This is a genomic window from Actinophytocola sp., assembly GCF_049647105.1.
Taxonomy (GTDB): Bacteria; Actinomycetota; Actinomycetes; order Mycobacteriales; family Pseudonocardiaceae; genus Actinophytocola.
Genome location: NZ_JBARWZ010000229.1, coordinates 75505 through 89036, shown reverse-complemented (window position 1 = coordinate 89036; position 13532 = coordinate 75505). Strand labels below are relative to the sequence as shown.

Genomic DNA, 13532 nt, shown 5'->3' with positions numbered 1-13532 from the left:
ACCCCCGGCTCAACGGCCGGGGGTCGGCGAGCTCCGGTGTCCGCCCCACATGGCGCCGCGGAACGGGTCATGCGGGATGGCTACCACCGGCGTGAACGGCCGGATTCCATCATTTCCCGCAAATCCGGCAATTCTGTGCGCATTCGCTTCCTTCCCCGTCACTGATTCTCGTCGAATTCGCGCGTCGCCATTAGCACCCGAACGCGGAGGAATCGTCGCGCGGTATGAGACACTCGTCTGGACGAGCCTGGTTGGAGGGGGCCTCGGTTCGGCGCCCGGCAGCCGACGGGAACCAGGGAAGGTCTGCCGATACTGGGGGCGAGACGTGCTGGCGCTTCGATTGCTGGGGCCTCTGGTGCTGTCGGTGGACCACGACGAACTCGACCTCGGCGGCACCCGGCAACGGGTTGTGCTCACCGCTCTCGCACTCAGCGCGAACCGGGTGGTCCCGGTCGAACAGCTCATCGACGCCGTCTGGGACTCCGCGCCGCCGAACACGGCACGCGCGCAGATCCAGATCTGCGTGTCCGGGCTGCGCAGGGTGCTGGCGAAGGCGGGCGACGAGGCGCAGATCCGCACCCGCCCACCCGGCTACCTGCTCGAGATCCCCGAGGACAACCTCGACATCGCCCGGTTCACCAGCCTCGTGGCCGCCGCGCGCACCCACATCGAGGCCAACCGCGTCTCCGAGGCCGTCGCCGCGCTGCGCAGCGCGCTGTCGCTGTGGCGCGGCCCCGCACTGGCCGGCATGTACTCGGAGCCGCTGCGCAGGCACGCGGCCCAGCTCGAGGACGCCAGGGTCACCGCGATCATGGAGCGGATCCGCCTCGACCTCGCGCTCGGCAGGCACGAGGAGATCGTCGGCGAGCTTTTCGCGCTGGTGAAGGAGTACCCGCTGCGGGAACGGCTGTACGAGAACCTGATGCTCGCGCTGTACCGGTCCGGCCGTCAGGCCGAGGCGCTGGAGGTGTGCAGGCAGGCACGGGCCACGCTGATGGAGGAGCTCGGCATCGAGCTCGGCGACAGCGCGCGACGGCTGGAGACCGCGATCCTCAAGCGCGACCCCGGGCTCGACGTCGCCAAGGGCGGCGGCGCCGGGCCTCAGGTCCGGCCCGCGACGGCCGCGCAGGAGCCGCAGACGGTGGTGCCGCGCAGGCTGCCCGCGACCATCGCGGACTTCACCGGCAGACAGGCGCAGCTGGCCGAGATCAAGCACGCGCTCGGCAGCGACGAGCAGCGCGGGAACACCGAGAACTACGGCATGCGCATCGTCTCGATCTCCGGCAAGGGCGGCGTCGGCAAGTCCACCCTCGCCCTGCGTGCCGCGCACGAGCTACGTGACTCCTACCCCGACGGCCACCTCTACGGCGACCTGGAGTCCTCGGGCGGCGACGACCGCGTGCGCGGCGTGCTCGCCAGGTTCCTGCGTGCGCTGGGCGTCGACGGCAACGCGATGCCCGACGACGACGAGGAACGCGGCGACCTCTACCGCAGCCGCCTGGCCAACCGGCGGGTCCTGGTCGTGCTCGACGGCGCGACGGACGAGGCCCAGGTCATGTCGCTGCTGCCGGCGGGTGCCGGGTGTGCGGTGGTCGTGACCAGCAGACCGAGGCTGTCCGGCCTGCCAGGCGCACACCAGATCGCCATCGACGTGTTCGACGTCGACCGCTCGCTCGAGCTGCTCGCCACGATCGTCGGCGAGGACCGGCTGGTGGCCGAGCAGGCGGCGGCGCGCGAGCTGGTCGAGCTGTGCGGCGGCCTCCCCCTGGCGATCAGGATCGCGGGCGCCCGGCTGGCGTCCCGGGCGCACTGGCGCATCGACCTGCTGGTCGCGCGGCTACGCAACAGCGTGCGCAGGCTCGACGAGCTGTCCTTCCGCGGCCTCGTGCTGCGCTCCAACATCGACCAGAGCTACCAGGTGCTGTCGGCGGTCGGGCAGCGCCTGTTCCGCCGGTTCGCGTTGGTCACCACCCCCGACTTCCCGGGGTGGATCGCCGCCGCCCTGGTCGACGCCGACCCGTACGACGCCCTCGAGGTCGTGGAGACCCTGGTCGACGCGCAGTTGCTGGACACGGTGCAGTATCCGGGCGAGCGACTGCGCTACCGGTTCCACGACCTGATCCGGGTCTACGCCACCGAACTGCTCAACACCGTGGAGTCGGAGGCCGAGCGCACCGAGACCGTCGAGCGGCTGCTGGGCGCCTGGCTGGCCCGCGCGGAGCACGCGCACCGCAAGGAACACGGGGGCAACTACACGATCCTCCACGGCACCGCACCCCGCTGGGCCCGCGCGGCCGAGCTGGAGGACATCGACGAGATGGGCAACCAGATCGAATGGCTGGACGGCGAGCGCCGCTCGCTCGTGTCGGCCGTCCGGCTGGCCGCCGACTACGAGCTGGCAGAGGCGAGCTGGGACCTCGCGCTCACCTCGGTGTCGTTGTTCGAGGTCAAGGGCTACTTCGACGACTGGCGCGAGACCGGCGAGCGCGCGCTCGCCGCGGCGGAGGCTGCGGGCAACCAGCGCGGTCGCGCCGCCATGCTCTACTCGCTCGGCGGGATGCACTCGCAGCAGACCCGCTGGGCCGAGGCCGAACGCTGCTACACCGCCGCGCTCGAGATCTTCGAGCGGCTGGGCGACGACCACGGCTACGCCCTCGCGTTGCGCAACATCGCCACCCTCGACCGCCTGCGTGACGGGGACGAGAAGGTGATGGCGAAGTACGAGGTGGCCCTCGAGAAGATGCGCGCGGTCGGCGACCGGGTCGGCGAGGCCTACATCATGCGGAACATGGCCAAGGTGTGCATCGATGGAGGGGACACCGACCGCGCGCAAGCTCTTCTGGAGGCAGCGCTCGAGCACTGCCGGGGGGTCCGGTACCTGCGCGGTGAGGCGCAGGTGCTGATCCGGTTCGCCGAGCTGCACCAGTTCGTCAACAACTTCGAACAGGCTCACCAGTCGCTGAACCGGGTACTGCTGATCGTGCGGGACCTCGGCGACCGCATCGGCGAGGCGTACGCGCTGTACCGGCTGGGGGTGGTCCGGCAACGCTCCGGGCGGCTGGACAACGCGGAGACCACCCTCCAGCACGCCCTGTCCCTCGCCGAGCAGGTCGGCGAGCGCATGGTCGCCGGGTGGGCGCACTACGCGCTCGGCGAGATCGCGCTGACCCGCGGCCAGGAGACGGCAGGCGCCACTCACGTCGAGGCGGCTCTCGCACTGTTCATCGAGCTGGGCGCCACCATGTGGCGGGCGAAGGCACTGGTCCTGCGTGCGGACGTCCACCAGGGCCGGGGAGAGGACGAGCCCGCGGCCTGCGATCTCGGCCAGGCCATCGAGCTGCTCGCCACGGTCGAGTCCCCCGAGGCCGTCCGGTTGCGCAAGGAGCTGGAACGCAACCGCGGCGGCGCCGTCTTCCACTGATTCGGCGAACGGAGTCGATGAACGGTGGCAGGGCAACTCCCCCGAGCAGTCGCCTGCCACCGGTCCTATGCGGTCACGATCACGGGCAGGGGGGCGTCTGCCAGTCGTTGTCGCACTCGACGGTCGTCGGCTGGGATGCCGCGGTCGCCGTGGCGGTCGCCATGAACATCGCGGACAGGCCGAGGAACAGGGCGGCTGAGGACAGGACGATCTTGCGAATGGCAGACATGGCATTGCCTCCGGAACTGTTCTCTGATTTCTTTCTGCGGAAATCCCGCTCGAGAACAAGTAGACAGGGGCGCACCTTCAGTTGATTTTCAAGCAATTTAAGGAATTCTCTCGCCGGTCGATAGCGATCAGATAGCGCGATAGCGCGCCCCTGTCGGTCACCCCGCGTGCACACCGACGGCGACGGCCCCCGCCGCCCTGGCCGACAGGTGGCCGGCGTCGCGCAACCAGCGGACGGTGTCGGCGAAGGTCTCCTCCACTGGCCTGCTGGGCCGCCCGCCCGCGTCCTCCGCCACCCGCGCCGCGCACGCGCAGGTGTAGATCGCGCCGTACTCGGCCGGGATGTGCCACGGCCACATCCGCTGGACCACACCCATGAACGCGCCGAGCGGCAACATGGCGCGCGCCGGCAGATAGGCCGTCGGCAACGCCCGGCCGGTGACCTCCCGCAACGTCGCCACGAACCGCCGCGTGCTCACATAGTGGCCGGGCCCGAAATGGCGGTTTCCGGCAGGTTCTTCCCCAAGCAGCGCCGCGTGCAACGCGGCGGTGTCGCGGACGTCGCCCACCGGCAGCCCGCCCGACGGCCATACCGGCATCAGCCCGCGCAGCGTGTTGCGCAGCCGCGTGACCTGGTCACCCAGCTTGGGATCGTGCGGGCCGAGCAGCGCGGGCGGGTAGGTGATCGTCACCGGGGCGCCATCGGCCTGGTGGGCACGGGCGACGGACTCGGCGGCGGCCTTGGTCGCGAGGTAGGCCTCCCTCGGGCGGCCGACCGGTGAGTCCTTGGCGAGCACCCGGCCCGGCGCGGGCAGCAGCGCGCCGAAGCTGGACACGTACACGACCCGGCCGACCCCGGCCCTGCGCGCGGCGGCCATCACCTCCTCGGTGCCCGCCACGTTGGTCCTGCCCATCTCGCGGCGTGCCCGGCTGTCGAACGAGTAGACCGACGCCGCGTGCAGGACCGCGTCGGCGCCACGCACCAGCCGCTCCACGCTGAACCGGTCGAGCACATTGCCCGTGACCACGTCCACCTCGGTGGTGTCCACCCCCAACGGCGCGAGTGCACGCTCCACTGTGGACTCATCACGGACGAGCAGCCGGACCCGGTGACCCGCACGGAGCACGGCGGCGACGGAATGCGCGCCGACGAACCCGGTACCTCCGGTGACACTGATCAGCAAGAGAACCTCCAGGTACTGGCACGAGAAGGGGCCGTTGCCCGTGGCACGGACAACGGCCCCTGTGGTCGCTCGCCGGGGTCAGGCCGCCTTGGCGGCACTTCCGGCGTCCGCGCCGTAGCGCGGCGAGTTCTGGTAGGAGGCCAGCTTCCACTCGCCGTCCTGACGGACCGCCAGCCACGAGGCGCGGATGGCGTTCGCCTCGGTCACCTCGGTCTCACCGGGGTGCAGGACGCCGCCGAGGCTCAGCAGGAGCATCACGTCCGGGCCGAGCGACCGGATGCTGATCGGCTTTCCGGTCACCTGGGTGCCCTGCCAGCGGCCTGCCCACTCCTTGGTCATCTGCTCACGGATCTCGTCCCGGCCGGTGGACAACGACCCGGGCAGGATCATCGTGCCGTCGTCGACGAACACGTCCGCGAAAGTCTCGGCGTCGTGGTAGGCCCACGCGGCCAGGACCTTCTGGGTCAGAGCGGCGATCGCGGCCTTGTCCGCATCGGTGGTCATTCCTGCTTCCTCCTGATGTTCGACTGACCGGCTGTCAGATGTAGAGCGTGTTGGGTTCGAGACCGCACAGCACCCGGCCGTAGAGCTCGAAGTTCGTGTTCGGGTGCATCAGCGCGTGCTGGTTGACCGCCTGGATGTCACGGTTGATCCGCTGGATCGGGATCCCGCTGTAGATCGAGGTCCCGCCGCTCGCGGTGGCGAGGACGTCGATCGACTCCTTGGCGAGCCTGATCACGCTGCCGACGTCGGCCCGCGTCCTGGCCCGCTCCTCGAGCTTCCACTCGGTGCCCTCTTCGCACTTGCGGTCCACCAGGTTCGACGCGCGCCAGGCGTGGAACTCGGCCTGGTCGATCTTCAGTGCCGCCTCGGCCACCTGGAAGTGGGTGATCGGCGCCTCGCGCTGGCTCTCGTAGTTCGTGTAGGTGATCTTGCGATCGGGCAGCCGGTCAAGGAAGACGTCCTTGGCGCCCTTCGCCATGCCCACGATCGCGCCCGTCGACGACGCGGCCGCGACCGGCATCAGCGGCGCGCGGTAGATCGTGGAGTTCGCGTTGCGCTTGGACGCGGTCTGGCCGGACAGCACGACCGGCAGCGGCAGCACGCGCTGCTGCGGGATGAACAGGTCCTTCGCCACGGTGCTGATGCTGCCGGTGCCACGCAGGCCCGCGGTGTCCCAGTCGTCGACGACCAACAGGTCCGACAGCGGCACCAGTGCCATCACCGGGTACGGCTCGCCGTCCGGCGGCACCAGGATCGCGATGATCTCCTGCCATTGCGCGTGGTGCGCGCCGCTGATGAAGCCCCACCTGCCGTTGACGACGATGCCGCCGTCGACCGGCGTCGCCATCGCGGACGGGCTCAGCGTCCCGCAGATCCGCGTGTCCGGGGTGGCGAAGACCTCCTCCTGCACCTCGTCCGGGAACTGGCACGCCATCCAGGTCGGGATCCAGTACACCGACGCCACCCAGGAGGTGGAGCCACAACCCTGGCCGAGCGCGGTGCTGACCTCGGTGAGCGTGCGGGTGTCGGCCTCGTACCCGCCGAAGTGCTTGGGGCGCCGCAGCTTGAACACACCGGCGTCGGCCAGTGCCTCGATCGACTCGTCGTGCAGCCTGCGGTTCTCCTCGGCCCATGCCGCGTGCTTGCGCAGCAGCGGGATCAGCTCCGTCGCCTTCCGCACGATTTCCTCGCGCGGTGGGATCGTGGTGGCCAAGATGTCCTCCAAGCAATGGGGTCGGAACGAGCACGAACACGTGTCGCGCGAGGGGCTCGCCCGCGTCCGCGGTTGTTCCTGTCGAGCGTCCCCCGGCCAGGTCACCGGTGCATCTCCCGGCGTGCGGGTTACGCCACCGTCCACAGGCGACGGACGACGCGTGAAGACAGCATTCGCAAGGATGTCCCTCGGGCGGCGGCGGTGTGATCCTGGATGCCGACCCATGCCACCACACGAGGGCGGTGACCCCAGTGACCGAGCAGACCCGGCCGCTGACCGGCGCGGAGTACATCGAAAGCCTCCGCGACGACCGGGAGATCTATCTGTACGGTGAGCGGGTCAAGGACGTGACCGAGCACCCCGCCTTCCGCAACCCGGTACGGATGACCGCGCGGCTCTACGACGCGTTGCACGACCCCGAGCACCACGACGTGCTCACCACCGCCACCGACCACGGCGGCAGCGAGGGCTACACCCACCGCTTCTACACCACCCCGCACAGCGCCGAGGACCTCGTCGCCGACCAGCAGGCCATCGCCGCGTGGGCACGCATGAGCTACGGCTGGATGGGCCGCTCCCCCGACTACAAGGCCGCGTTCCTCGGCACCCTCGGCGCGAACGCCGGGTTCTACAACCCGTTCGCCGACAACGCCAGGCGGTGGTACCGGGAGTCGCAGGAGAAGGTCCTGTACTGGAACCACGCGATCGTGCACCCGCCGGTGGACCGGAACCGGCCACCGGACGAGGTCGCCGACGTGTTCGTCCATGTCGAACGCGAGACCGACAGCGGGCTGATCGTGTCCGGCGCCAAGGTCGTGGCGACCGGGTCGGCGCTGACCCACTACAACTTCGTCGCGCACTACGGGCTGCCGATCAAGGACCGCAAGTTCGCCCTGGTGGCCACCGTGCCGATGGACGCACCCGGCATGAAGCTGATCTGCCGCCAGTCCTACACGGCCGCGTCCGCGTTGACCGGCAGCCCGTTCGACTATCCGCTGTCCTCGCGGATGGACGAGAACGACACGGTACTGGTGCTGGACAAGGTGCTCATCCCGTGGGAGAACGTGTTCATCTACGGTGACGTCGTCAAGGTCGGCATGTTCACCGGGCACTCGGGGTTCATCGAGCGGTTCACCTTCCACGGCTGCACCCGGCTCGCGGTGAAGTTCGAGTTCCTCGCAGGCCTGCTCGCCAAGGCACTCGACATCACCGGCGTCAGCGACTTCCGCGGCGTACAAACCCGACTCGGCGAGGTCATCGCCTGGCGCAACCTGTTCTGGGGCCTCTCCGACGCCGCCGCCCGCAACCCCGTACCGTGGCGAAACGGCTCCGTACTCCCAAACCCGAACTACGGGGCGGCGTACCGGTGGTTCTCCCAGCTCGGTTACGCGCGCATGCGTGAGATCGTCCTGCAGGATGTCGCAAGTGGACTGATCTACCTCAACTCGAGCGCGAAGGACTTCCAGAACCCCGAAGTCCGGCCGTACCTCGACAAATATCTGCGCGGCTCACACGGCATCGACTCCGTCGAACGCGTCAAGGTGATGAAACTCCTGTGGGACGCCGTCGGCACCGAGTTCGGCGGCCGCCACGAACTCTACGAACGCAACTACGCGGGCAACCACGAGAACACCCGGGTGGAACTGCTGCTCGGCCAGATGGCCGACGGCCAGCTGGACTCGTACAAGGAACTCGTCGACCGGTGCCTCGCGGAATACGACCTGGACGGCTGGCAGGTACCCGACCTCGCCTCGTTCGAACAACTCGGCGAAGCGGGCCGCGACCTTCTGGGATGACGGGCCTCACGATCGACCGGGGTTATCGATCGATCCAAAGAAACGAAAACCGCGCGCATCCAGCGATACGCGCGGCGAGATGATCAGATGCGACCCTGAAGTCGTTGACAGGCCAGGGATCCGGGTGTCACAGCGCCCCCTGGTCAATTACCCGACCAAGGGAGCGGAATGAACCTCTCCGCAGAACCGATCGCCCCGATGAGTGGCCACCAGGTGCTGGTGTTCGTGACCCTCATCGGCCTGTTACTGGGCAGCGCCCTGCTGCTGGGCCTGCTGGCCCGGCGCCTGGGTCTGCCATCGGTCATCGGAGAGTTGTGCGCGGGCGTCCTGATCGGGCCGTCGATCGTCGGGACGCTGGTCCCGGACGTGGCCGGGTGGCTGCAGACCGGCCAGGAGCGCCAGCTGCACCTGGTGGACGCGGTGGGCTACCTCGGTGTGCTGCTGCTGGTCGGGATCACCGGCATCGGCATCGACGTCGGACTGCTGCGCCGCAGAGCGGGCGCGACAGCATGGGTGAGCGCGACCGCGCTGGTCCTGCCCCTCGCGGCCGGTGTCGCGCTGGGGCTGGTGCTGCCGGACGACCTCGTGGCACAGGGCGCGGACCGTGTCCCCTTCGCCGCGTTCGTCGGCGTCGCCATGTGCGTGAGCGCCGTTCCGGTCATCGCCAAGACCCTGCTGGACATGCGCCTGCTCCACCGCGACGTCGGTCAGCTGATCATGGGCAGCGCCACCGCGAGCGACCTGGTCGGCTGGCTGCTCCTGTCGGTCGTGTCCGCCATGGCGACGGTCGGCGTGCGCGCCGCGAACGTGCTCCTCCCGGTCGCGTTCATCGCCGGGCTCGTCCTCATCTGCATGACCGTCGCCCGGCCCTCGGTCGGGTACGTGCTGCGCCTCGCGGGGCGGACCCGGGACCATGGCGCGATGACCGCCACGGTCGTGCTGCTGCTGTTCGCTTTCGCCGCCCTCACGCAGGCCCTGCACCTGGAGGCCGTGCTCGGCGCGATGCTCGGCGGCATGGTGATCGGGTCGTCGAAGTACCTCGACCGGGAGAAGCTCGCGCCGCTGCGAACGTTCGTCACCGCGGTGCTCGCGCCACTGTTCTTCGCCACCGCAGGCCTGCGCATGGACCTGACGGCGCTGGCGAGGCCGACGGTGCTCGCCGCGGCCGGGCTGGTGCTGGTGGTCGCGGTGGTCACCAAGTTCGCGGGCGCCTACCTCGGGGCTCGCACCGCGCGCATGGGACGCTGGGAGTCGATGGCGCTTGGCGCCGGTCTGAACGCACGTGGTGCGATCGAGGTGATCATCGCCATCGTCGGGCTACAGCTGGGCGTGCTGACCACGGAGATGTACACGATCATCATCCTGGTCGCGATCATCACGTCGCTGACCGCGCCGCCGATGCTGCGTCTGGCCGCCAGGAACATCGAGGTGACGGCCGAGGAGAAGGCGCGGGACCGCTGGCTGAACGGCCCCACCGCCGACGACAACGCCGACGACGATGACGGACCTACGCTGCGAGCCGCGTGACGCTGCCGGGGCTCAACCTGAATCCACCGATTTCTTATCGGTTTGTCCGGTCGCGCAACGGACGCCGCCTTGGTCAACCCCGCTTCGCGGGCCGCAGGGTGCGAACCCCGTGCCCCGTCTTTCAGGACGTTGAGCCTGAATCCACCGGTTTGCCTAGTTGGTGCCACGAAAGGCGCCTTTGGGACGCTCAACGCCCTGAAAGCGCCTTTCGGGACATCGCGCCTGTCCGCCACCTCTGATGGGGACGCCGCCGGAGGCAAACCGGCGACAAACCAGCGAAGAGCCCCGGAAGCAAACCCAGCGAAGGCACAAGAAAATTCCGTCCGGCGAGAGGATCGCCGGACGGAATCCTTGTCGTGTCAGCTCGCGGTCTGTGCCGCGATGAACTCGGTGACGCTGCGCGGGCGCAGGTCGATCCAGTTCTCCCGCACGTAGGTCATGCAGTCCTCGCGGCCCGAGGGGCCGTGCACGACCGTCCAGCCGTCCGGTACGGGCGCGAACGACGGCCACAGTGAGTGCTGGTTCTCGTCGTTGCGCAGGACGGTGTAGTTGGCGTCCTTCTCTTCGAATGGGTTTGGCATCCGCTTCTCCTCCGGCTCAGGCTGCCGCAGCGGCGTCGGTGTCGATGTGTTCTGCCAGCCCTGCCACGGTCGGTACGTCGAACAGCACGTTGATCAGCAGGTCGACGTCGAGCTCGGCCCTGATCCGGCTGAGCAGCCGCATCGCCTGCAGGGACTGGCCGCCGAGGTCGAAGAAGCTGTCGTCGATGCCGACCTTGGGTGTCTCCAGCACCGAGGCGAAGATCGCGCACAGCGCCTCCTGCAGCGGCGTCTCCGGCGCCCGGTAGGCCGAGGTGGCCTCGAAGTCGGGCTCCGGCATCGCCTTGCGGTCCAGCTTCCCGTTCGACGTCAACGGAAGCGACTCCAGCTGGACGAACGCGGCTGGCACCATGTAGTCGGGCAGCGTCTGCCTGGCGTGCGCGCGCAGCGCCCCCAGGTCGATCTCACCCGACTCGGCTACGACGTAGCCGACCAGCCGCTTCTCCCCCGACTCCAGCTCCCGCACCACGACGACAACCTGCGCGAGACCGGGGTAGTCGACCAGCGCGGCCTCCACCTCGGCAAGCTCGACCCGGAAGCCGAGGATCTTCACCTGGCTGCTCGCCCGGCCGACGAACTCGATCAGGCCGTCGTCGTTGCGGCGGGCCAGGTCTCCGGTGCGGTACATGCGGGCGCCCGGACCACCGAACGGGTCCGCGACGAACACCTCCGCGGTCAGGTCCGTGCGGCCGAAGTAACCGCGGGAGACACCACGGCCTGCGATGTAGATCTCCCCCTCGATGCCGTTCGGCACCGGTTCGAGGCGGTCGCCCAGGATGTAGATCGTGACGTCGTTGAACGCGTCCCCGACCGGCACCAGCATGCCGGGAGTGTAGGACGCGGTCAGCGGGTGGTGCGCGGAGAACAGGGAGCACTCCGTGACGCCGTACATCGCCCGGATCACGATGTCCGGACAGGCGTCCAGCACCCGGCGCACCGCACCCGGCGAGATCACGTCCCCGCCGGTGAGGATCTCGGACAGTCCGGTGAACGTGTCCAGCGACTCCTCAGCGAGCACCCGGAACAGACCGGCCGTCAGGTGGATCCCGGTGATCCGCTCCTCCGTGATCAGCTCGCGCAGCTTGGCAGGCTCCAGGAGCCCCGGCGGCGCGACAACGACCTGGCCGCCGTGCAGCAGCGGCATCCAGATCTCGTAGGTGGACACGTTGAACGCGTACGGCGCCACCATCAGCACCCGCGCGTGCCGCTCCACCGTCCACTGTGTATTGAAGATGAGCCGCACCACGTCCCGCTGGGTCACCGCGACACCCTTGGGGTGGCCGGTGGAGCCGGACGTGTGGATCACGTAGGCCAGCTGGTCCGGGTGGATCGGCACCGACGGGTCGGTGACCGGCTGCTCCTCGGTGGCCGGGTCGTCGTCGACGATCACGACCGGCACGCCGGTCGGCAGGCCCGCGTCACGCATCGTGGTGTCGGCCAGCAGCACCGCCACGTCCGAGTGGTCCACGACCCACTGCTGGCGGTCGGCCGGGTAGTCCTCGTGCACCGGGATGTAGACGCCGCCGGACTTGACCGTCGCGAGGATCGCCACCACCAGGTCGATCGACCGTTCCAGCAACACCGCCACCCGGTCGTCCTGGCGGACGCCGAGCCCGATGAGCCGGTGCGCGAGCTGGTTGGCACGCTCGTCCAGTTCCCGGTAGGTCAGCTTGGCCGTACCGGCGGACACCGCCACCGCGTCCGGCGTCCTCGCGACCTGTTCCGCGAACCGCTCGGGGATTGCAAGTGATCCCATCTCCGTGTTTCCCATCCCTATCCCGCCAGCGTGTCCGGCGTCTGCGGCGCGTCGGAGTCCTGGAACGCCCGCAGCGCCAACGGTCCGTCGAAGATGTCACGCATGCCGGAGACACCGGACAACATCCGGGCGAAGTCGATCTTGCGCGGCCGCAGGCGCTTCGGGTCGATGCTCTGCTGCGCCGCCTCCCAGTAGTCCTCAACGGACTTCGTGCGGTCGTAGAAGAACCGGACGAACTCCAGCAGCGAGTTGAGGAACTCACGGTAGTTACGTTCGTAGCGCTCGTAGAGCGCCGCCTCCTGGTCCGGGTTGCGCAGCGCGAGGTTGGCCGTCTCGAACAGGCCGAGCGAACCACGCAAGGTCAGGCCGACGCCGGTGGAGAGCAGCGGGTCGATGAACGCCGCCGCGTCGCCGACCAGTGCCCAGCCGGGACCGTAGAACTTCGTGCAGGTGTAGGACCAGTCCTTGATCGTGCGGTACCCGCTCACCCTGGTGGCCGGCGCGGTGAGCGAGGTGATCTCGTCGGCCGAGGCCAGCTCACTGGCGTGCAGTTCCTCCAGCGACTTGCCTGCCTTCTTGTACTCGTCGATGGGCGTCACGTAACCGATGCTCACCGTCCCGTCCGAGAGCGGGATGAACCAGAACCAGCCGTGCGGGCGGTTCTCGGTGAGCGTGTCGCCCCACCGCGTTCCGCTGTAGCGGTTGCAGTTCTGGAAGTACGCCCAGACCGCGATGTTGCGCAGGTCGTTGTGGTACTCGATGAGCCCGAGCTTGCGGGCGAGCAGGTGCTGCTGGCCGGAAGCGTCGACCAGCAGCTTGGAGTTCACGGTGGTCGGTTCCGCGTCGCCCTTGCGCAGGTAACGCACGCCGACGGCACGGTCCCCCTCGAAGATCGCCTCCTGGACCGTGGCCTCCTCGATCACCAGCGCGCCGAGCTCGCGCGCCCGCCCGAGCAACACCGAGTCGAAGTCGGCCCTGCGGACCTGGAACGTGTACTCGTACTCCGACGCCTCGGTGAACCGGAAGTCCCATGCGCCCTGGTTGCGCCCCCACATGAGGGTGCCGCCGTACTTGCGGACGTAGCCCATCCGGTCCAGCTTCTCGCGCAGGCCGAGCGCCTCGATCGTCGGCATCGAACCGGTGATGAGCGACTCGCCGATGTGATAGCGGGGGAACTTCTCCTTCTCCAGCACGAGCACCTTGTGGCCCTGCTGTGCCAGCAGACCGGCTGTCGCCGACCCGCCGGGACCGCCGCCGATGATGACGACGTCGAAGTCTTCCGTGCCAGCCATTGTCGTGATTCC

The 13532-nt window shown here is 69.0% G+C and carries 10 protein-coding genes; 3 read left to right on the top strand and 7 right to left on the bottom strand.

The features are described from left to right. The first annotated feature begins 325 nt into the window (after window positions 1–325). Complete coding sequence (locus tag WBA97_RS27530; RefSeq protein ID WP_424233838.1) at window positions 326–3421, top strand: BTAD domain-containing putative transcriptional regulator; 3096 nt, start codon at window positions 326–328, stop codon at window positions 3419–3421. 79 nt (window positions 3422–3500) lie between these two features. Here the strand turns inward: WBA97_RS27530 and WBA97_RS27525 are convergent, their stop codons facing one another. From WBA97_RS27525 to WBA97_RS27510, 4 genes are all read right to left on the bottom strand, one after another. After that, window positions 3501–3650 carry a hypothetical protein gene (locus tag WBA97_RS27525; RefSeq protein WP_424233837.1) on the bottom strand — a complete coding sequence of 50 codons (150 nt, stop codon included), beginning with the start codon at window positions 3648–3650 and terminating at the stop codon, window positions 3501–3503. 157 nt (window positions 3651–3807) lie between these two features. Beyond that, window positions 3808–4833 (bottom strand): NAD-dependent epimerase/dehydratase family protein, encoded by a 1026-nt coding sequence (locus WBA97_RS27520; protein WP_424233836.1) that lies wholly within the window; start codon window positions 4831–4833, stop codon window positions 3808–3810. Between the two features lie 78 nt (window positions 4834–4911). Next, window positions 4912–5337 (bottom strand): SgcJ/EcaC family oxidoreductase, encoded by a 426-nt coding sequence (locus tag WBA97_RS27515; RefSeq protein WP_424233835.1) that lies wholly within the window; start codon window positions 5335–5337, stop codon window positions 4912–4914. 34 nt (window positions 5338–5371) lie between these two features. Further along, entirely contained in the window at window positions 5372–6550 is a 1179-nt protein-coding gene (locus tag WBA97_RS27510) for an acyl-CoA dehydrogenase family protein (protein ID WP_424233834.1), read from the bottom strand. Window positions 6551–6801: 251 nt separating this feature from the next. Between WBA97_RS27510 and WBA97_RS27505 the strand changes: the two genes are divergently transcribed. Both WBA97_RS27505 and WBA97_RS27500 read left to right on the top strand, forming a co-directional pair. Next, entirely contained in the window at window positions 6802–8346 is a 1545-nt protein-coding gene (locus WBA97_RS27505; protein ID WP_424233833.1) for a 4-hydroxyphenylacetate 3-hydroxylase family protein, read from the top strand. A 168-nt stretch (window positions 8347–8514) separates the two neighbouring features. Further along, window positions 8515–9873 (top strand): cation:proton antiporter, encoded by a 1359-nt coding sequence (locus WBA97_RS27500; RefSeq protein WP_424233832.1) that lies wholly within the window; start codon window positions 8515–8517, stop codon window positions 9871–9873. Between the two features lie 359 nt (window positions 9874–10232). Here WBA97_RS27500 and WBA97_RS27495 read toward each other — a convergent pair whose 3' ends face one another. Genes WBA97_RS27495 through WBA97_RS27485 form a run of 3 tightly spaced genes read right to left on the bottom strand, consistent with a single transcriptional unit; the run spans window position 10233 to window position 13520 of the window. Beyond that, window positions 10233–10454 carry an MbtH family protein gene (locus WBA97_RS27495; RefSeq protein WP_424233831.1) on the bottom strand — a complete coding sequence of 74 codons (222 nt, stop codon included), beginning with the start codon at window positions 10452–10454 and terminating at the stop codon, window positions 10233–10235. Window positions 10455–10470: 16 nt separating this feature from the next. After that, a complete protein-coding gene (locus WBA97_RS27490; RefSeq protein WP_424233830.1) occupies window positions 10471–12228 on the bottom strand; it encodes a non-ribosomal peptide synthetase in 1758 nt (585 codons plus the stop codon). Window positions 12229–12245: 17 nt separating this feature from the next. Beyond that, entirely contained in the window at window positions 12246–13520 is a 1275-nt protein-coding gene (locus WBA97_RS27485; protein ID WP_424233829.1) for an NAD(P)/FAD-dependent oxidoreductase, read from the bottom strand. Window positions 13521–13532 lie beyond the last annotated feature (12 nt).

Bases quoted from the DNA above. Each gene is read 5' to 3' on its own strand.
- WBA97_RS27495 (WP_424233831.1), bottom strand. From the start codon at position 10,454: ATGCCAAACCCATTCGAAGAGAAGGACGCCAACTACACCGTCCTGCGC.
- WBA97_RS27525 (WP_424233837.1), bottom strand. From the start codon at position 3,650: ATGTCTGCCATTCGCAAGATCGTCCTGTCCTCAGCCGCCCTGTTCCTC.
- WBA97_RS27485 (WP_424233829.1), bottom strand. From the start codon at position 13,520: ATGGCTGGCACGGAAGACTTCGACGTCGTCATCATCGGCGGCGGTCCC.
- WBA97_RS27490 (WP_424233830.1), bottom strand. From the start codon at position 12,228: ATGGGATCACTTGCAATCCCCGAGCGGTTCGCGGAACAGGTCGCGAGG.
- WBA97_RS27515 (WP_424233835.1), bottom strand. From the start codon at position 5,337: ATGACCACCGATGCGGACAAGGCCGCGATCGCCGCTCTGACCCAGAAG.
- WBA97_RS27500 (WP_424233832.1), top strand. From the start codon at position 8,515: ATGAACCTCTCCGCAGAACCGATCGCCCCGATGAGTGGCCACCAGGTG.